Genomic DNA, 18,974 nt, shown 5'->3' with positions numbered 1-18,974 from the left:
GTGATTGAGAAGTGGTGTGGGTTTTTGATTAAAAATATATAAGTGATTAGTAAGTGGTGAGGGTAGTGATTAGTAACTGATTAAGCAAATAATTGAAGAAAAACGGTAGTGATCTACAAGTGGTGACGACCTTCTTCATGGGTACTTCGTTTTGCTAGGCACTGCCTAGCTCCACACCTCCGGTGGGGACAAAAACCTCTTATGCTCTTACTCACTAGCCCTTTCTATGAAAGAGGAGATGGTAAAAAATGAAAGGTGAAATAAAAATTAGAGGATTGGAACCGATTCTTGTAAAACAAATTGACCTTATAGCAAAAGAAAAAAGGCTATCAAGAAATGAATTTTTAAGGCGACATATAGAGAGTTTTCTTTTATTTAGGCATGAAAGTAAACAGCTGGAGGAAACAAAGGAAATTGTGAGGAAAAACATAATTGCTATGGAAAAAATGACTGATGTAACTGATGAGTTACGAAACCTCTTAAAGGTATTAATAGGTGAGGATGATGACTGATACATCTCCAGGAGTCGTTATAGTTTCTAAGTTTGTAACCTCCTCAAAAGACGCGTTCAAAAACTATGTGAATTACATCGATAGAGACGAGGCAAAGAGTAATAATAAACAAGTGAACGAAAAAATGTTTTCTATGTATCAAGACTATATGGGTGATGCTGAAAAAACATCGGCACTGTTTACAAATCACATTGATTCCCTTTCAAAAAATGAATCTAAACAGATAAAAAAACTATTTGAAGAAGCTCAAAAAAATAAGAGTATTATGTGGCAAGATGTAATTTCATTTGATTCAAATTGGTTAGAAAAACAAGGCATTATTAATCAAAACAGTAACATGATTGATGAGCGAAAAATAAAGGAGGCTACTAGAAAAGCAGTAAACGCAATGCTGAAAAAAGAAGGTTTAGATAAGAGTGCGATATGGTCAGCTGCAATTCATTATAATACTGATAATATCCATGTACATGTTGCAACTGTTGAGCCAACGCCAACACGCGAAAGAGGTAAAAGAAAACCACTTAGTATTGCAGCCATGAAGTCTAGTGTCATTAATGAACTGTTAGACAGAGATAGCCAAAGGAAATTATTGAACGATTTGGTTCGAAAACAAATTGTGAATGGAAAAAAGAAAAATAATACTTTGGCATGGCGAAACAAAGAGATGAAACCATTATTCATGTTTATTTATAATCATTTGCCTGAAGACAAAAGACATTGGCAATACAACTATAATACTCTAAAACCATTAAGGCCTTATATAGATGAACTGAGTAAAAAGTATATTGAGAAACACCACAAAGAAGAATTTGACCTGTTCAACAAAAAATTAAACGAAGAAGTTGATCAATTAAAAGCAGCTTATGGTACTGGCAAAAATGCCAAATATGAAGAATATAAAGAAAACAAAATAAATGATCTTTATACAAGAATGGGTAACTCCTTTTTAAAGGAAATGAAAGAGTATGACAAACAACAAGAAAGAATCAAAAAAAATGTCATGCCGAATAAAAACAAAAATCTACGTTCGGAATATAGGATGCAATTTGCTTTGAAAAAAGTCGAACGTGCTTTTCGTAATGAATATGAAGACTGGAAAAATCAAAGGCACTATGAAAAACTTCAACAACAAATTGAGTACGGTATGGAGAGATGATATGGATGTTTGTTCGTAGACAATTGGTAATGAAAGAGAATGTTGATGAATACATTCGTGAGGTTATGGATGAGAACAAGATTAAAAGTTATCGAGATGCTATTGGTCTGATTTGTGCCGAGCATGAGAAATTAAAAGGAACCGAATGGTCTATTTCATATGTAACAAAAGAAGTAATACAGGCCCTATCTGTTACTCTGAACAGTGAGTTAAATAAAATCAAATTGGGCGTGAATAGTGCAGATAAGAATACTCAAATTCTTCTAGAAATTATGAATGGGATCATGTACGCCCAAGAGATACCAGACATTGTAACAACGGATGATATTGAAACCGATGGATTTAAAACTGCTTCACAAATTGTAACTAAAAGAATTACAAATATGCGTCAGAATAAACTGAATAAACAATGAAGGGGGGTGAAAATGAAGTATGGAATCGAGAAATGAAAATCAAAAGATATTATGCCTATTCTCAGCTGATGTAGAATTGGGATTGATTAAAGAAGTGGGCGATAATGATTTGATAGTTGAAATTGATAATCGTACGTATGTGATTAATTTAACTCCTGAAGAACATATGCAAGTTTTAACTCACATATCAAATCAAGAAAATTTATTAGCTCCAGTCAATACAAGAACCGGTGAATTAGTGCTACTGAACACACTGGAGGATGATTATGGTTTAGATAAACTAATACTGAAGAAAGACGAGGTGAAAACAAATATATAACGAGGCAGAGTTGAAAATATTTAGTGACCAGTTCAATCAGTTAATAATTGATTATTTCTCTTCAAGTGAATCCTTTAAGAAATACCTAGACTTTAAAGCTAAAATGTTTAGGTTTACGCCATTCAACACAGAATTAATTAAATCACAATTAAGAGATGCTACAAATGTGGGTAGCATTAATCATTGGAAAAAGCTAGGGTTTGATATTAAGAAAGAGAGAGTGAAGGATGGTGCAACCATAATTGTGCCTCAATTGGAAGATGATCAATATGAATATAAGAAAGACAGCTGGCGAGCATTAAGCAACGCAACAGAAAAAGAATTAAGATTGATAAAAGACGGCCTTTTAAAAACAAAAAAAGGCCGTCTTTCATTTATTCCTGGTGTTGTTTATGACATCGAACAAACAAATGCATCTACAAAGGAAATAAAAAAGTTTAGAGAAGCGTCTTCTCCTTCCTTGAAAAAAAATATTGATATAACCCTAAAAAAATCTGTTGAAAAAATTGCTGAACTCAATGGAATTCAGGGACCTTTTGATGAGTCAAAACAATATGACTTAATCAATAAAATAGCGAGTAAATCTATCGAAAATAGTAAGGAATATAAACTATACAACAATGAAGAAAAAACATTTATTTCTGATGTTGTTTCTTATTCGACCTGTCAGGCTCTTGGATTAGAAATGGGTAAAGAAGGTTTTCAGCAGCTTGATCAGTTTAGAAAGAACAAAAATCCTGAAGATGTTAAAAATGTTCTTAGTCATATTCATGAGACATCTTTGAAGTTAATTAATTCTATAAACAGTTATCAAAAGCAACTGAACAATTCCAAAACTAGAGATAATGGAGATGTGAGAATGAAAAAGACAGTAGCAGAAAACAAAAAAGAAGCAAAAAAGAATAAAGATTTTGTTTTTATTGAATACAGGGACGATAAACTTGTAGTTGAAGAAGCTACCTTATCCGCGGTGAAGAAGGATCTTGATTATAATAAAAGTAAGAGCCTTTCACCCAAATTAATTAAAGATTATAACGAAAAATTTTCCGGCAAAAAGCTGCTTTTATCTACCAAAGAATTAAAGGTACCTCATCTATTAATTGCAAGCTCTGAAAATGATTCATTAAAACCATTAGAATTCTTACCTTTTGAGCAAGGGAATGAAGTCATTTCAGAATTAATTGAACAAAGAAAAGGTAGCGCAGGTTATGATCGAACGAAATATCATCTAGTTTATCAAAAGAATGGTGAACTAAACATCGAGCATGGAAATACAATTGACATTGGTGATGGTCTTTATGACTCCATTTATGAACAATTGAAAGAGGAAAAAAAGCTGCCAAAGGAAATAGAAAAGGCGTTAGTCAATTCGAATACGCAAGGAAAAGAAAGTGAACATTTCAAACAGAACTTCAAAAAAGAAATAGAAGCTGAAATTCTATCAAGTGAAGATATTGAAATCAGTGATCCGAAGGTTTTAAAACGACAAAATGGTGGTTATTTTATTGGAACTGAAAAAACATATCCGAATGGAAAAACAGAAATTCAAGAGAGGATTACCGGTTACTTTAGCAGAAAAGAAGACGCAGAAAATTTGTTGGAATCCCTTAATAATCAAGATAAAGAAAATCATGCTGCAATTGAGAAAGAAGATCCAGTAATTGAACAGGAAGAAAAAAAGTCTGGTTTATTCAAAGGAATGATGAAAAACTTGATAGCGCGGGATTCTGGATCTTCTCGCTCAAATATCAATAAAAACCAAGCTGAGTTCAAAAAAGTGTACAAAGAAGAAGTTAAAACGGTTATTTATTCTGAAAGTAGGGACCAACATGTTAAAGACGAAGAAAGAGACAAGAGACGAGCTGAAATACGTAAATTTGAACAGAAACATCCTTATGAAGAAGTCTATAAGCTGAAGAAGGCAGTCATAAATGAATTGAAACAAGAAGATATGCCCGAGTTTGCAAAAGAAAGATTGAAACTGTTAGAAGCTGCATTAGATAAGGAAAAAAATGAATACGTTAAGGAGCAATCCAAAGGTAAAGACAAAAATTTAAAGCCTGCTGCTAATGAAGTAGAAAGGTAAAAAGGGAAGCGTAATAAGGGAAGCGTAATACGCTTTCCTTTTTTATGTTTTAAAGGAGGATGAAATCATGACATCTAAAATTGTAATTCTAGCAGAAAAGCCATCACAAGCAGAAGATTTTGCGAAGGTATTTACTTCATATCAAAAAAAACAAGGATATATTGAAGTAACTGATAACGATTTTTTTGGTGGTGAAGTATTGATCACATGGGCAGTGGGCCATCTTCTAGAATTAAAAGATCCTGCTCATTACAGGAGTGACTGGGGAAAAGCATGGACACTCGAAAGCCTCCCTATCATGCCAAAAAATATTGAGTTTGAAGTTCAGCCTGAAAGAAGAAAACAGTTCAATATTGTAAAGCGATTACTAAGAAGCGCAACTGAAATAATTATTGGCACTGATACCGGACGTGAGGGAGAGAATATAGCATGGTCCATTATTCATCATGCCGGGGTTTCAGGAAAATCAATTAAACGACTATGGTTCAATTCTTTACAAAAAAAAGAGTTGGTCAGAGCGTTTAAAGCCTTAGATCCTGGAGAAAGGAGGTATCCACTTTATAAAGAGGCTCAAACAAGGCAAATTGCTGATTGGCTAGTTGGGCTAAATGCTACAAGATTATATACATTGATTTTGAAACAAAAGGGTATACACGGTGTTTATTCAGTTGGGAGGGTTCAAACACCGACATTATTTTTAGTTTATCAGAGGGAACAAGATATTAAAAACTTCAAAGAGAAGCCTTATTTCGAGTTATGTGGTACAGCAATTAAAGGTAAAGATGTATTTACCATAAAAGTGAAAGAAAGATTTGAAGACAAAGCCATGATCCAATCAGTCTGTTCAAAATATAATCTGAAGAAAGAAAATGAAGGTGTAGTTACTTTGTGTGAGACTGAAGAAAAGAATACTACTGCACCTAGTTTATTCTCATTGAGTGGCATACAAGAGTATGCCAATAAAAAGTGGAAGTACAGCCCGATAGAAGTAAAAGACATTGTGCAAGTATTGTATGAGAAACACAAAATTTTGAGTTATCCAAGAACTGATTGCTCATTTATAACAGAGCACGAATTTCAATATTTAAAAGATAATATTGCTGCTTATCAAAAAATTATAGGTGACAGTCAAACATTAACTAATTTACAACCCAGAAATAAATATGTAAATCCAAAAAAAGTTAAAGATCATTATGCGATTGTGCCAACTGAAAACATACCTGATCAAGAAATGATGGGCATGTTAAATCAAAAAGAAAAGAATATATACGATGCTGTATTAAGGAGAACAATTGGCATGTTTGCAGCTGATCATCATTATGATGAAACACAAGTCGTTGTAGATGTTAATGGACTAAATTCGTTTGAAACTTCAGGTAAGGTTGTGAAGTTAGAAGGATGGAAAGCCTTATACGATGATGCTGAATCTGACCCCAAAAAAGAATATCAAACTTTACCAAGCTTGAATGTTGGGGATATTTTGAAAGTTAGTGTCTTTGTTAAGGAAGGATTGACAAAGCCGCCGAAATTGTTAACCCAGGGCCAGCTTATAAATAGAATGACCAATATTGGACGGTATGTTGAAGATGAAAACCATAAAAAGATTCTAAATTCAGTAGAAGGAATAGGAACTGAAGCAACCCGTGCCAACATTTTAGCCGATCTTGTAAATAAAAAGAAATTAAAGATAGAGAAAAACAGAGTGACTTTGACACCCCAAGGGTTGATTCTCTGTGAAGCTATCCAGAATAGTCTTGAATTACTTTCTAAACCTGAAATGACTGCTAAATGGGAAAAGTATTTGCTTACAATAGGGCAGGGTAAAGGAAAACAAAGTGTATTTATAAACAATGTTGAAAAGTTCATAGAACACATGCTGGAAGTAGTGCCAGCTAAACTGATGAACCAAGATTTTTCGATTCCTACGAATGAAGTTAATTATGTAAATCAAAAAGGTGAAAAAATCGTTAAATGTCCATTATGCAAATCGGGAGATATAAGAGACGTTGGAAAATTGTACGGTTGTTCTAATTATCAAAACGGTTGCAAATGCTCATTTCCAAAAGAATTTGCAGGGAAAAAGTTAACTCAAAACATGGTGAAATCTTTAGCGACAAAAGGAGAAACGAGTAAGTTGAAAGGTTTTGTATCAAAGAAAAAGAAAAACAAATTTGATGCCAGGCTAATCTTTAAAGCAAACAAGATTCAATTTAGTTTTGATTAACAATAAGAACCTATTTTTTTAGGAGGAGTATCGATGGAAGAAACAATCGATGAACAGCAAAGTGGCCAGAAGAAGATTGTTTTGTATGAAAGACGAAATGGAGGAGGGAAAAAAAGAGTGAGTCCTGAAGAAATCGAAAAGGCGAGAAATATTGACCTGATAGATTATCTTGAAAAAAAGGGCGAAAAATTAATAAGAAAAGGGAAAAATTATATCCATTCAGACCATGACAGCCTTGTTATAAAGGAAAATGGTCTTTTTTATTGGAATTCAAGGCAAAAGGGTGGTACTAATGCTATAGATTTTTGCAGGATTTATTATGGCCTTAGTTTTGTTGATGCTGTTAATGAGTTGAATAGCAGTGATTACTCTGCGATTAGTGAAATCAAAAGGGAAACAAAAAAGACTCCACCTTTTTCCTATGAAAAGCAAAGGAAATTAGAAGTCCAAGATACAAGTAGGATTAGACATTATCTTATCAATGAAAGAAAAATTGAACCTAAGGTAGTTGATTGGTTAATCAAAAAAGGGCTGATAGCCCAAGATAAAAGAAACAATGTCATCTTTAAATGGATTAAAGATGGAGAAATCGTAGGTTTCGACCTTCAGGGAACGACACCCATGAAAGGACAGAAAAGAGCATTCAAATACATTTGTCCCAATGATAAGCCACATAATGGTTTCACAGTTGATATTGGGAAACCAAAGAGTATCGCGTTTTTTGAATCGCCAATAGATCTTTTGTCTTTTTGGAGCATAAAGAAAGGCAGTCTGAAAGACGTTAGACTTAAATCTATGAACGGTCTAAAAAAACAAACTGTCAGCACCGCGATCATCGAGGCTTTAAGAGATGACAAGTTGCCATTAACTCATATTAGTATTAACACTGACAATGATGCAGGATCTCTTGTCTTTATAAACGAAATGAAAAGACTGATTAATCGGGATGTAGTGAAAGTCAACATTCCGGAAAAAGAAGGATTTGATTGGAATGATGTACTAAAGGACCTTAGAAAGAAATTGGATAAACGTAAAGAACAAGAATTGATTGAGAATATCAAGCATGATCGCTTTAATAAACCATCGCAAAGACAAGTTCAATTTAGAGAATAGCAAACAATTAACGAATCGAAAAAGAAGGGTTGATGAATTATGAAAAAGAAAAATTATAAAAAATTGATTGTTACAATGGCGACTTTGGTTACTTTATTTGTTGGCAATACAGTATTAGCAGCTGAAGGATCAGATGATGGAAAATCATCGGCTACTACTAAGGGTAGCATTGAAATCCAAGGAGGATCGTTTAATGTAGCTTTTTTAAGCAATAAAGAAAAAATCTTTGATTTTGTTAATTTAAACAACTCATTTACATCAAATGTACCATTAGGGGGTTTGTTGGTAACGGATTTCAGTGGGACTGGAAACGGATATGAAGTTACTTTAAAAGCCACTCAATTTAAGAATGTGTCCTCTGATAAAAAAATTCCTACAGGGTCTTTGAAATTAAATAGTGTACCTATAGGTCAACCGGAAGGATCTTACATGAATCCGAACGCGACTGCACCAAAAAATATTGGCGAGAATATTATTTTAGATGGTTCAGAATCAGGAACTGGAGGCGTTATTATTTCAGCTGATAAAGGTGAAGGTATGGGGCAATTCAAGTATGTTTTTAAAAAGGACGATTTAACTTTCTCTGCTAATAGAGATGGTATCTACAAAGGAACGTATGAAACAGTGATTACGGCCGATATGCATGTTCCGGTAAAGTAGACTGTTGAACATGCAAAAGCCTACAGAAGAATAGTTATTGAAGAGCCTATTATAAAATAGGCTCTTTTAAATTCAGGGTGAAATCCCCTTCTATTGAAAGGAGAAAGTATGAAGAAGTATATAAGTATCTTTGTATTGTTTTTCATTATGTTTAGTATTTCATCAGCAGTAGGTTCTCAAAGTAATATTGCTTCAGCAGCAGTTAATGAGGATCTGCAACTAATACCATTGTTTCCTCAAAGTCAACTAAATAATAATGATTCTTATATTGATTTTAATATGAAGAACCATAGTTCTGAGAAAATTTCAGTCAAAATAAAAAACAATTCTTCTGTTGTAAAGCACGTTTTGATAAAACCTGTGAATGCTACCTCAACCGTAACAGGAATTGTTTATCAAAATGGAAATAGTGATCGAGTACAAGAGAAAGCAAAATTAACAAATATTGCTACTGTCAACACGCCTTCAATTACAATTGGTCCAAAAACAACCAAAACAATTTATGCTCTTATCAAGACTGATAATCATTCAGGTCATATTCTGGGCGGCTTACAAGTGAGTGAAATTAGAGATCACAAGAGTAATAACAAGAAACCTATTGAATCTACCGCAATACGACTTGAAACAACAAAAACACTGCCTGTTCATATTCGTATAAGTAATCCTAATAAGAAAGGAGTTACATTCCAGAATGCTTTCTTTGAGGGATCTGCAAACGGTGCATTTGTTGTAGTGAATATGAAAAATGAAAAGAATGCAATCATGAATGATATTGCTTTGACTTATGATTTGATTAATAAGGATAAAGAAGAAAAAGTGTTTTCAGGCAAAATAGAAGAGTTTCAAATGGCACCACAAAGTGCGTTTCCATTATATATTAAATGGAATTCTTCAAAGCTCGAACCTGGTTCATACGTTCTTCATGTAAAAGCAGAAGGGCAGAAAAGACAGCTTATAAATTTTGAGATTAAAAATAACGAAATTGCTGAGTACGGAAAAAAGGCGGATCTCACGCCTTCAATTTCAATCGTAATTCCTCTATGGACTTTTATTTGTGTAGGTACCTTGATTTTTATTCTTGTGTTTTTATTCTTGAAAAGAAAAAAGAAAAGGGAAGAAAAAAGATAGAAAGGTGAATTCATGGGGCAAACAAATAAAAACATTCTATTAATAATCATACTTTTATTAACAACTTTTATTTTGGGACAAGAGGTTGTAACAGCTGCAGCTAATCCAGTTTTATCTGCAAAACCACATTCTTCAGGTGAATATATTGAACTGAGTTGGACAAAACCCGACTCCAGCCAACCATATAGTTATAGAGTATTTTCAAAGAACAAAAATGAATCCCAATTTCAGAGCATACCGACAAAAGAAAAGGTGAAAGTTTTAAATGTATATCCAGATGCCAGAAACATACCAGAAGCCGGGCTTGAATCTTTTAAGAATTGGAAAGGTGAAACACATAAATTCTTAAAGTCTGCCTCAGTTAAAAAATGGATGGAAGAACCTAATTCAGAGAACCCCAAAGGCTATGGCAAGGGGTTGATTGAGGTTGATATAGTATCAATTACTGATTTCAATAACGCACCTATGAAGTACCTTATGGCAAATAACCAATATAAATATGATGTTATTTTTGCGGGTACATGGGATACAAATGCTAGGCAGGACCTTTCTGATGCTGCAGAAAAAGCAATTGAGGATTTCATTCAAACTGGAAGGGGATTTCTTGCAGGACATGATACGATCACAGAATACCATAACCTAAAAAACTTTGTGAAATTATCGAAGTTTTTGAATGTAAAGACATACTCTTTTACCAACAATATATATAAAGCAAATAGCACATATATACAAATGCCCTGGATTGGATCTGAGATGATTACGATTAGAAAGAAGGGTCTTTTAACAAGTTATCCATGGGATATTGGTGAAGTAGGGAATAATCTAAAAACACCTTATAGTCATACAAATTCGCAAGTTGCACTAGGCGATGTATGGATGTCATATAAAAATTGGAGAAGTGACTTTTCGGATACCACAGTTGGTGTTGGTCCAGAAAAGGGAGATGGATCGGGACAAGGCACCAATAACGTATATTTAACAACATGGAATAATACTGCAATGATTCAGACCGGCCACTCTAATGGGGCTGCCACTCCAGATGAACAGAAGGTACTAGCCAATACTTTGTTTTATCTTGCCCAGGTATCTGAAAATACAAGTTGGAATGACAGGAAAGCCCAGGATAATGAGGCGCCGGATAAGCCACAAATTGAATCAATAAAGCTTCAGCAAGATAACCTTGATTTAATGCTAGAGTCAAAAGATAATGCAGCAGTGTATAACTATTATGTTGAAGCTACGGGAGCTAGAAGTGGGAGATACGTATCAAAAACGATAGCAGCTGATATTGAATCCGGTTTAAAGGGGTTTGCGGTTACTGTTGATCATATTGGTGATACTGATCCGGGATTTAAAGTCAATTATAAAGAGAAAAACGCGAGAGTCAGCTTACCTAATTTGAAGACGGGATTTTATTTGCATGTCAGAGCTATCGATAATGCTGGAAATGGATCGGAAGTTGAACATATAAGACTTGAGCCACCAGAAATTAAGGTGAAAGGTTTGCAATCTAATAAGTGGACGCAATTTGTTGATTTAGAGGTAGCACCAGTTTCGATGAATCCACATTCAAATATAGTTGAAATCGAGATTAATGGAGAAAAAAGAGAAGTTAAAAATTTAAAGAAAAGAATCGAAAAAAACGGACAGTATAAAATATTGGTTAAAGATTCATTGGGATTTATTACTGAAAAGACTATTTCGATAAGCAATATCGATAAAGAGATACCTAAAATAGATATTGAAATGGATCCTAAAACAGCCAGATCAGAGATGTATAAAGGTAGGGTTATTACTGCAGCTGCAAGTGGAATAGAAGACATAAGGATAGCAAAAGGAAAGAAGAGTCTGGAAAATATGAGGAATGAAAAAAGTATATCCACTGAGGGAACATTTGAAGTGAATGATAACGGACTGTACACATTCTATGTTAAAAGTGGAAGTGGGATAGAAAACATTAAAACAATAAATATTGAAGGAATGATAGGTCAACTGGATATTGTAGACGTACCTGAAAACTTATCTCTCATAACCATACTAGGTTCTAACAAAAACATGGTAACAGTTGATGCTGCTAAAGAAGATATAGTTATTCAAGATACTTTAAGGAATCAAAATGATTCCTGGGTACTAAAAGCCAGATTGATCGAAAAACCAATCTTCTTTTCTTTTTTTGTTAGTCCAATCATTAACAAGAATAATATAGATGCGCTAATACGCCATGATGAATTCGATGAAAATTGGAAAGTGTTATACCAATCCTCTCCTGGTAATCCAAAAGGTTTTTGTAAGATACCTATAGAGGACCTAAATATCCAATTAAATTATCCAAATGATATTGTTGCGGAAAACTACAATTTTCAAATTGATTGGAAATTGGAGATTGTAAAATAAAAGAAAACACTTGCACACGATGTAAGCAAGTGGTAAAATAAAAGTATAAAAATAACATTTATGGAGTGATTCAAATGATTAATAGAACAGTTTTAATTGGTAGACTTACAAAAGATCCCGAGCTTCGTTATACACCAAATGGTGCAGCTGTAGCGACTTTTACTTTAGCTGTGAATCGTACATTTACAAATCAATCTGGAGAGCGTGAAGCAGATTTTATTAATTGTGTTACTTGGAAAAAACAAGCCGAGAACGTAGCTAACTACTTGAAAAAAGGAAGCCTTGCCGGTGTGGACGGTCGTTTGCAGACAAGAAACTATGAAAATCAACAAGGTCAACGTGTATTTGTGACCGAGGTTGTGGCTGAAAGTGTTCAATTTCTAGAGCCTAAAGAAAAGAGAGAAAATGCAGGATATGGTGGTAATCAATATCCAAATAGCCAGCAACGTAATAATAACTATAACAACAACCAACCTGATCAGAACAGTAACTTTAGAAATGATCCTTTTGCAAACGATGGAAAGCCAGTTGATATTTCTGATGACGATCTTCCTTTTTAAATTCTAATAGGGAAGATGCTCACTTGCTTAAATGGTAAGCGTGTGGTAGAGTCATCATGAAAAAACAAGTGAGGTCGATAACATGGCTAATTCAGATGTATCCAATACTGGAATTAGAGTAAACATAAAAACACATGAATTTTTGAGAGAATTTGCGTATCAGAATAGAACTAGCATTAAAGAAGCAATTACATTCATTATTACAAAGCTGAAGAGTGAAATTGAAGAAGGGAAAATTCATTTTCCGAAATATAAGAAAGTCGTTGGAGAAGAAACGAAGAATGTCAGGATCTCTGAAACTGACCGGTTGTTTCTTGAAAGTTTAGCTTTTCACAAGCACACAAAAATAAAAAACGCTCTTGAAATCATAGCAAGTGAGTATGAAAAAAGAAATAACTAATAAGAGACTTGTGTAATTCAAAAAGTAGGAGGGAATCATATTGAAGGTTAAAACATTAATACATTTGATATTGTTTATACTTTTCGTACTTATGTTAATTAAGTATAAGGCCATTCTTTTTGGATTATTGCAAGTCTTATTATTAGTCGTTATTTTATTTATTGGGTTAGTTATTGTAGGAAGGTTTGCTTTGGGATTGATAGCCTTTATTGCAACAGTGTTCGGTATATTCGCAGTATTCGGTATATTTGTCACTTACTTCGTATAAAAATATTTCTTGGTGTTCAATTTGGGTATACCTCAAATTAACAACTGTAATCACAGATTCAATAAGGGTTCAATATGTTCATTTTGGGTTGTTCATTAAATGGGAGGTAATTTATGATTTTTGGCTATGCGCGTGTGAGTAGCTCGGATCAAAATTTAGATCGGCAGGTACAAGATCTTAAAAAAAAGAATTGTGACAAGATTTACGTTGAAAAAATTTCAGGAAAAAATTTCAATCGTCCTCAATTTACAGAAATGAGAAATAAAATGAGATTTGGTGATTTATTAATAGTTCATGATCTTTCTCGTTTTGGAAGGAACAAAGAAGAGATTATGAATGAATGGAAGAAACTAATTGATGATGAAATTGATATTGAAGTTCTTGATATGCCTATTTTAAATACTAGGCAATATAAAGACTTACCTGGTGTCGGCAAACTGGTGTCAGATTTAGTTTTGACGTTATTGGCTTGGGCCGTTGAGGATGAAAGGAAAAGAAATCGAAAAGCGCAAAGAGAAGGAATTGAGATTGCAAAGGAAAAGGGTAAATACAAGGGGCAGGAGAGAAAGTATCATGCAAATGCAACAGGGAGAAATAAGCTAATATATGACGAAGTGGTTAGAGGATTGAATGCTCATGAATCTGTTATGGATATACATAGAAAAACTGGATTATCAAGAAATACAATATATAAAATTAAATACGAGATCAATAATAACGTAGAGATGTAAAGCTTCAGTAGAAGCTTTTTTTATTTGGAAAAAATAACATGTTAACTTGCACACGTTGTGAGCAAGTGGTATAATAAAGAAGAACAAAGAAATTAGGAGGTAATTGTGGTATGGAATTAAGTCTAAGAGATTATTTTTGCATTAGAAAAAAACATTTTGATTTTGAAAGATTACAAAAGGTTTTGTGTTTTGAAAAAACAACCACTGTAGATCATTTGGTTAAAAGTCATGATTTTGATCAGGATTTTGTCTATAGTCAATTAAAAGAGTTGTCAAGATTAGGGGAGATTCGTGTAGAAAGAGGAATAATAAAAAAGGTGAATAAGAACGAAAAGCAAAGAAGGGATCGAATTAAAGTAAATATTATTACTGCATTTGGTGCCTGCGGATTCTTCTTTTTCATTGCAATTTTCCCAGCTTTAGTTGAGGTGTTTTTTTAATGAGGTCAATTCAAGCAATAAGTGATCGTTTGAAAATGAAGGGGATCAAGATGGATGTTGTTAATAAAAAAAATATAATGACTGAGAGGGATTCATTTGAATGTGTTATTTACAGCTTCGAAGTTAATGAAGGCGAAAGATGTGAAACACTGGTGCCAGAAGAACAAAAATAGCTTGGCGTTTAACTTGGTTATTGAATTTGAATCAAAAGAAAAACTAATGCGTATGAAGCATTCATTGACTTTGGACGGATCTAAACAAGAAAAAAGCCAAGTCCGTGGAGCGAACTTGGTTTCTCTAAGAAAAAGTTGTTGTTAGGTTTAACAATATCAATATACCATTATTCATTCAGCATAGCAAATTTTGCGTGCTGAATGACCTATTAATTTGGAGGAATGATTTCATGAGAAGTAACAAGACCTGCCCATACTGTGCTACTAAAGTAAGTGAAGTGAAAGAGAAATTTCATTGTGGCTTTTGTGATATTTATTTAAAAATTGACCAGGTATCAAGTGATGGCGTAAGAGTTCAGGTACCTGGTCATAGATCAACAGTAGATCCAGAAGAGCTAAAGAAAACCACGTCAGAACTAATGTTGTATTCCACATGGGAATTAATTTTGTTACTTAAAGAGGCAAGGAAAAACAGAACGTATTTTTATAAAAAGCTTTATGACGTAAGGAAATCAAATCGCGGCTTAGCTGATAAGCAAAGAGGTGATGAGATCTTAGCTGCGTATAAAGATGCAACAAAAAGAATGTATGTCGTGGAAAATTTGATAAAAGTGCGTATTGGTTATATTCCAGATAACTTAAATGACAGTTATATGAAAGACTATGAAAAGAGAATGAACAACAAAAAAACTAATTCTGTAATGGAAATGTGGGATGAAAGTGATGAATCTGGTTCAAGAAGACAAGTTGATTTTCGCGAATAGCATTAGATTCGGAAATCGCAAGCAAATTAAAGCTATGCTTTTTGTATTTGAAGGTCAATTCGTTGTTGCTACTTTGGGTGTAAGATCTGAGGTCCAAATATGAAACTGTTATGCAAAATTTTAATTTTATTCTTTGTTTTTTTCATATCGGGATGTAATTCATATAACCTGAAACAAACACCAGCTAGAGAGGAAGCCACATTATTAAATGTGATAGATGGAGATACGATTAAAGTTCTTTATAAGGGAAAGAAAACATCTGTCAGATTGCTTCTAATAGATACACCTGAAACTAAAAGTCCCAAAACTTGTGTGCAGCCGTATGGACTTGAAGCATCTAAAAGGCTTCAGGAATTATTAAAAGATGATTTAGTTGAATTAGAGTTTGAGCCTGAAGAGGATGACAAGAAAGATAAATATGGTCGTTTACTTGCTTATGTCTATAGTGATGGAAAACTAATTCAGAAGCAGTTGTTAGAAGAGGGATATGCTAGACTTGCTTATATTTTCAAAAGTAACTATCTACATTTAGAGCAGTTGAAAAAATCGGAAAGCATAGCCAAAAACAAACAGATAAACATTTGGAGTACACCAGATTACGTGACATCGAGGGGTTTCAGCTATTGTGAACTTTAGAAAATGTTGATTCTGGAGGTAGCAAAAATGGAATATTTGAATTTGAATTTATTTCGTGAAATTGTTGTTGATAACTTTGCAGGAGGCGGCGGAGCAAGCACTGGAATCGAGCTTGCGACAGGTTTATCAGTAGATATAGCTATCAATCATGATCCTGCAGCTATTGCAATGCATGCAGCCAACCATCCAGACACAGAACATTATTGTGAATCTGTGTGGGATGTCGATCCAAAACAAGCAGTTAAGGGAAGGAAAGTCGGTTTAGCGTGGTTTTCCCCTGATTGTACACACCATTCCAAGGCAAAAGGCGGCAAGCCTGTAAAACAGAGCATCAGAGGACTTGCATGGATTGCTGTCAGATGGGCGATTGCTGTAAAGCCAAGAGTCATTATGCTGGAGAATGTTGAGGAATTTAAAGACTGGGGGCCTGTTTCTGAAGAAGGAAAACTGATTAAAGAGCAAAAGGGGCGGACATTCCAATCCTTCGTTAAAACGCTTGAATCACTTGGATATGAAGTGCAATTTAGGGAATTAGCGGCTTGTGACTTTGGAGCGCCAACCATACGAAAAAGATTCTTTATGGTGGCTCGATGTGATGGTAAAGAAATCGTGTGGCCAAAGCCAACACATGCGGATCCTAAAAGTCTTCTTGTTCAAACGGGAAAGCTAAAACCGTGGCGAACATCTTACGAGATTATAGATTGGTCCATAGGGGTCCCTAGTATATTCAACAGAAAGCGTCCGTTAGTCGAAAATACGATAAAACGAATCAAACGAGGCATTGATAAATTCATAGTAAACAATCCAAATCCTGTAATGATGCCGGATATAACTGATAATAAAGTAGATTTAATGCTTCTTCCAACCATGAATCTTGGTCGCGGCTCAATAGGTTTGGCTTTAACACCAGTACCACGTACTACTAAAGAAAGAACAGAGTTTACACTTCGAGTATATGCAGAGGAAAAGACCTCGACAATCGTTGTTAATGAAAAAACTTATCATACCTATATGAAAGGCGATAAAGTGTCGATACGAATGAAAAACAACAAATTTGAACTTGAAGGGGAATAATGGGGGAATAGTGAATGAAATTATTTGAGATATCCTATCCATATTATTCATTGATTCTTGAAAGTAATTTAGTTGAAAGTGATCATGACAATGTAATTAGAGAAATCTCAAAAAAGCAGGCAGTACGTTCTTTTCTTTCTATAGTGGGTTTCGAGAAAGGATGCCACTTGAAAGATGTGATTCTAGAAGGCAAAAAAGAAGGAGTAATTGTTTTGGATCATAATAGGCAATCAAGGCAATACATAGGATCCAGAAGATCCAGAATTGCTTTAGAAAGAGTAAATTCTTTAATCCTTCTTTATGCAATAATTACATGCCTTTTACTTGCGAAAATCATTGGAGATTTTTTGTTGGTGTATCTTAAATAGCTATTAAGACTATTGAATTCAATAAGGACATGGAGTGGATAGGTGGTTTTATCTATGTTGAAAACGTTTTATTTTGTTGTTATTGCGATTGTTTCTTGTATTTTTATTAACGTTCTCTTGTTTTTTTTGTTGGGTGTGACTTCAACATTTAAAATGCTGACGCAACTTTTGCAAATAACGGCTTTGTCTGCTGGCATAACTATTATTCTTATGCGACATGGCCAAGAAGATTGATTTTCATGGAGCAATTAAAGATGCTTTTTTCTAGTTCATTTATTGATCATGAATACAAGAGAAGAAAAGCAAACAATGAGTAGATTATTGATTAGTAAAAAGGAATTTGATTTGAAATTTCGATAATCAATCAAATAAAGGAGGTCATCTAGTGGATAGGGTGACAAAAACAACAACACTTATTTCAGAGCATATGACAACTCAGGATTTGAAAGAAAAAGGTTACAAAACAATAAACCTAAATCAAGCTGAAGTAACAACATACAATCCCTTTAATACAGACTTGATTAAAAATACAAAAGTTAAGGCCATCATTCATAATTTTTTAAAAGAAAGTATGCAGTACACAGCAGCTGAATTATTAGCAGCTGACAGTGATTATACTGTTAGATTAATTATGACGGATTTGTTAAAGAAATTAGTCAAGAAAGATGATAATGAAGAGTTAAATGGGGCTGAAACCGCCTTGTTCTTTATCCTTATAAATGATAGATCAAAGGGAGAAGTGGAACATGCGTACTCAGATGAATTAGTAAACTCATTTAAAAATGTGCTGAAAGATATAAGAATAGGTTGAGGGTTGCAAAATGAAAGAACACGAATTATTCAATCCGATAAAATCATTCCTCATAGAAGACATGGGATGCGAGGAAGTATTTGGTGAAGTGCTAGATTGTGATGTTTTGGGGCTTAATGGCTCTGTTAACATTATTGTAGAACTTAAAACAAACTTAACTTTTAAGTTGATAGATCAAGCTATTGAACGTTTGAGACATGGACACTACGTTTATATAGCAGTTCCAAAAAGAAAGACCCATATCCCTAGACTAGTTACAAAAATACTTAAACAGCATAAAATTGGTTTACTCTACGTCAATAATGGATTCGTTGAAATTTCATCAAAAGCGAAGTTTAACCGTTTGCCAGTTGAAAGGGTAAAAAGGGACGGACAGAATGATATAAGACAATACATCAAGCCTTATCACAGAGAACAAATGGGAGGGAAAAAGAGTGGTGAAGTTATCACTGATTATTCACTCATGGTAGATGACATAAAGCGTTATTTGAAAATGGAAAGGATGTACACCACGAATAACGATGGATGGGTAACAATAGATGATATTTTGACACATTGTGAAAAACGTATTATGTATAATAATCCAAAGCCTGCTTTATCTGCAACCCTGCGGAAAGAGTGGAATCATTCGTGGTGTGAAGTCAAAAAGGTTGGAAGAACCCCTTATTTTAGATATAAAGATGATAATCTTGAACATAAGGTGGGAAATGTTCAATAATTACATGCCTTTCACTTGTGTACAAG

The 18,974-nt window shown here is 33.9% G+C and carries 21 protein-coding genes and 1 pseudogene; all 22 read left to right on the top strand.

Translation table 11 applies throughout. The annotated features are described in order from the left end of the window. Positions 1-248: 248 nt before the first annotated feature. A complete protein-coding gene (locus C6Y02_RS17000) occupies positions 249-512 on the top strand; it encodes a hypothetical protein (protein ID WP_106031790.1) in 264 nt (87 codons plus the stop codon). Next, the gene (gene mobP2, locus C6Y02_RS16995) at positions 505-1,668 is read left to right on the top strand and encodes a MobP2 family relaxase (protein WP_106031789.1); all 1,164 of its coding nucleotides are present in this window, start codon (positions 505-507) and stop codon (positions 1,666-1,668) included. Before C6Y02_RS17000 ends, mobP2 begins: the two co-directional genes overlap by 8 nt. Before the next feature lie 5 nt (positions 1,669-1,673). Next, a complete protein-coding gene (locus C6Y02_RS16990; RefSeq protein ID WP_106031788.1) occupies positions 1,674-2,081 on the top strand; it encodes a hypothetical protein in 408 nt (135 codons plus the stop codon). Between the two features lie 19 nt (positions 2,082-2,100). Beyond that, on the top strand, positions 2,101-2,400 hold the full coding sequence (locus C6Y02_RS16985) for a hypothetical protein (RefSeq protein ID WP_106031787.1): 300 nt from the start codon (positions 2,101-2,103) through the stop codon (positions 2,398-2,400). Between the two features lie 10 nt (positions 2,401-2,410). Then, a complete protein-coding gene (locus C6Y02_RS16980; protein ID WP_142393582.1) occupies positions 2,411-4,486 on the top strand; it encodes an LPD25 domain-containing protein in 2,076 nt (691 codons plus the stop codon). 67 nt (positions 4,487-4,553) lie between these two features. Further along, positions 4,554-6,710 carry a type IA DNA topoisomerase gene (locus tag C6Y02_RS16975; protein ID WP_106031785.1) on the top strand — a complete coding sequence of 719 codons (2,157 nt, stop codon included), beginning with the start codon at positions 4,554-4,556 and terminating at the stop codon, positions 6,708-6,710. 33 nt (positions 6,711-6,743) lie between these two features. Continuing rightward, positions 6,744-7,823: a DUF3991 domain-containing protein gene (locus tag C6Y02_RS16970; RefSeq protein ID WP_106031784.1), complete on the top strand. Its 1,080-nt coding sequence runs from the start codon at positions 6,744-6,746 to the stop codon at positions 7,821-7,823. 39 nt (positions 7,824-7,862) lie between these two features. Then, a complete protein-coding gene (locus C6Y02_RS16965) occupies positions 7,863-8,483 on the top strand; it encodes a WxL domain-containing protein (RefSeq protein ID WP_106031783.1) in 621 nt (206 codons plus the stop codon). Between the two features lie 108 nt (positions 8,484-8,591). Further along, positions 8,592-9,611: a WxL protein host-binding domain-containing protein gene (locus C6Y02_RS16960; RefSeq protein ID WP_106031782.1), complete on the top strand. Its 1,020-nt coding sequence runs from the start codon at positions 8,592-8,594 to the stop codon at positions 9,609-9,611. A gap of 12 nt (positions 9,612-9,623) precedes the next feature. Continuing rightward, positions 9,624-12,005, top strand: a complete 2,382-nt coding sequence (locus C6Y02_RS16955) for a DUF5057 domain-containing protein (protein WP_106031781.1) — start codon at positions 9,624-9,626, stop codon at positions 12,003-12,005. 74 nt (positions 12,006-12,079) lie between these two features. Next, positions 12,080-12,565, top strand: coding sequence for a single-stranded DNA-binding protein (gene ssb / locus C6Y02_RS16950; RefSeq protein WP_106031780.1), 486 nt, complete (start codon positions 12,080-12,082; stop codon positions 12,563-12,565). Between the two features lie 82 nt (positions 12,566-12,647). Beyond that, positions 12,648-12,965 carry a hypothetical protein gene (locus C6Y02_RS16945; RefSeq protein ID WP_106031779.1) on the top strand — a complete coding sequence of 106 codons (318 nt, stop codon included), beginning with the start codon at positions 12,648-12,650 and terminating at the stop codon, positions 12,963-12,965. 381 nt (positions 12,966-13,346) lie between these two features. After that, on the top strand, positions 13,347-13,964 hold the full coding sequence (locus C6Y02_RS16935) for a recombinase family protein (RefSeq protein WP_106031777.1): 618 nt from the start codon (positions 13,347-13,349) through the stop codon (positions 13,962-13,964). A gap of 110 nt (positions 13,965-14,074) precedes the next feature. Further along, a complete protein-coding gene (locus C6Y02_RS16930) occupies positions 14,075-14,404 on the top strand; it encodes a hypothetical protein (protein ID WP_106031776.1) in 330 nt (109 codons plus the stop codon). Beyond that, positions 14,404-14,577, top strand: a complete 174-nt coding sequence (locus C6Y02_RS19360) for a hypothetical protein (RefSeq protein ID WP_189318276.1) — start codon at positions 14,404-14,406, stop codon at positions 14,575-14,577. The genes C6Y02_RS16930 and C6Y02_RS19360 overlap by 1 nt, the downstream gene beginning before the upstream one ends. A gap of 230 nt (positions 14,578-14,807) precedes the next feature. Beyond that, a complete protein-coding gene (locus C6Y02_RS16925) occupies positions 14,808-15,341 on the top strand; it encodes a hypothetical protein (protein WP_106031775.1) in 534 nt (177 codons plus the stop codon). Positions 15,342-15,440: 99 nt separating this feature from the next. Continuing rightward, a complete protein-coding gene (locus tag C6Y02_RS16920; RefSeq protein WP_106031774.1) occupies positions 15,441-15,977 on the top strand; it encodes a thermonuclease family protein in 537 nt (178 codons plus the stop codon). Between the two features lie 27 nt (positions 15,978-16,004). Further along, positions 16,005-16,799: pseudogene (locus tag C6Y02_RS16915) on the top strand (DNA cytosine methyltransferase); the annotation flags it as partial. A 266-nt stretch (positions 16,800-17,065) separates the two neighbouring features. After that, positions 17,066-17,419 carry a hypothetical protein gene (locus C6Y02_RS16910; protein ID WP_106031773.1) on the top strand — a complete coding sequence of 118 codons (354 nt, stop codon included), beginning with the start codon at positions 17,066-17,068 and terminating at the stop codon, positions 17,417-17,419. A 54-nt stretch (positions 17,420-17,473) separates the two neighbouring features. Further along, positions 17,474-17,653, top strand: a complete 180-nt coding sequence (locus C6Y02_RS16905; protein WP_106031772.1) for a hypothetical protein — start codon at positions 17,474-17,476, stop codon at positions 17,651-17,653. 151 nt (positions 17,654-17,804) lie between these two features. Further along, positions 17,805-18,230 (top strand): hypothetical protein, encoded by a 426-nt coding sequence (locus C6Y02_RS16900; protein WP_106031771.1) that lies wholly within the window; start codon positions 17,805-17,807, stop codon positions 18,228-18,230. A 10-nt stretch (positions 18,231-18,240) separates the two neighbouring features. After that, positions 18,241-18,948, top strand: a complete 708-nt coding sequence (locus tag C6Y02_RS16895; RefSeq protein ID WP_106031770.1) for a hypothetical protein — start codon at positions 18,241-18,243, stop codon at positions 18,946-18,948. The last annotated feature ends 26 nt before the right edge of the window (positions 18,949-18,974 follow it).

The sequence above is a fragment of the Bacillus sp. NMCC4 genome (assembly GCF_002998555.1).
GTDB lineage: Bacteria > Bacillota > Bacilli > Bacillales > Bacillaceae > Bacillus.
Note: the sequence above shows the minus strand (reverse complement) of the source record. Positions and strands in the feature narration are given on the sequence as shown.

Bases quoted from the DNA above. Each gene is read 5' to 3' on its own strand.
- C6Y02_RS17000 (WP_106031790.1), top strand. From the start codon at position 249: ATGAAAGGTGAAATAAAAATTAGAGGATTGGAACCGATTCTTGTAAAA.
- mobP2 (WP_106031789.1), top strand. From the start codon at position 505: ATGACTGATACATCTCCAGGAGTCGTTATAGTTTCTAAGTTTGTAACC.
- C6Y02_RS16990 (WP_106031788.1), top strand. From the start codon at position 1,674: ATGTTTGTTCGTAGACAATTGGTAATGAAAGAGAATGTTGATGAATAC.
- C6Y02_RS16985 (WP_106031787.1), top strand. From the start codon at position 2,101: ATGGAATCGAGAAATGAAAATCAAAAGATATTATGCCTATTCTCAGCT.
- C6Y02_RS16975 (WP_106031785.1), top strand. From the start codon at position 4,554: ATGACATCTAAAATTGTAATTCTAGCAGAAAAGCCATCACAAGCAGAA.
- C6Y02_RS16970 (WP_106031784.1), top strand. From the start codon at position 6,744: ATGGAAGAAACAATCGATGAACAGCAAAGTGGCCAGAAGAAGATTGTT.
- C6Y02_RS16965 (WP_106031783.1), top strand. From the start codon at position 7,863: ATGAAAAAGAAAAATTATAAAAAATTGATTGTTACAATGGCGACTTTG.
- C6Y02_RS16960 (WP_106031782.1), top strand. From the start codon at position 8,592: ATGAAGAAGTATATAAGTATCTTTGTATTGTTTTTCATTATGTTTAGT.
- C6Y02_RS16955 (WP_106031781.1), top strand. From the start codon at position 9,624: ATGGGGCAAACAAATAAAAACATTCTATTAATAATCATACTTTTATTA.
- ssb (WP_106031780.1), top strand. From the start codon at position 12,080: ATGATTAATAGAACAGTTTTAATTGGTAGACTTACAAAAGATCCCGAG.
- C6Y02_RS16945 (WP_106031779.1), top strand. From the start codon at position 12,648: ATGGCTAATTCAGATGTATCCAATACTGGAATTAGAGTAAACATAAAA.
- C6Y02_RS16935 (WP_106031777.1), top strand. From the start codon at position 13,347: ATGATTTTTGGCTATGCGCGTGTGAGTAGCTCGGATCAAAATTTAGAT.
- C6Y02_RS16930 (WP_106031776.1), top strand. From the start codon at position 14,075: ATGGAATTAAGTCTAAGAGATTATTTTTGCATTAGAAAAAAACATTTT.
- C6Y02_RS19360 (WP_189318276.1), top strand. From the start codon at position 14,404: ATGAGGTCAATTCAAGCAATAAGTGATCGTTTGAAAATGAAGGGGATC.
- C6Y02_RS16925 (WP_106031775.1), top strand. From the start codon at position 14,808: ATGAGAAGTAACAAGACCTGCCCATACTGTGCTACTAAAGTAAGTGAA.
- C6Y02_RS16920 (WP_106031774.1), top strand. From the start codon at position 15,441: ATGAAACTGTTATGCAAAATTTTAATTTTATTCTTTGTTTTTTTCATA.
- C6Y02_RS16910 (WP_106031773.1), top strand. From the start codon at position 17,066: ATGAAATTATTTGAGATATCCTATCCATATTATTCATTGATTCTTGAA.
- C6Y02_RS16905 (WP_106031772.1), top strand. From the start codon at position 17,474: ATGTTGAAAACGTTTTATTTTGTTGTTATTGCGATTGTTTCTTGTATT.
- C6Y02_RS16895 (WP_106031770.1), top strand. From the start codon at position 18,241: ATGAAAGAACACGAATTATTCAATCCGATAAAATCATTCCTCATAGAA.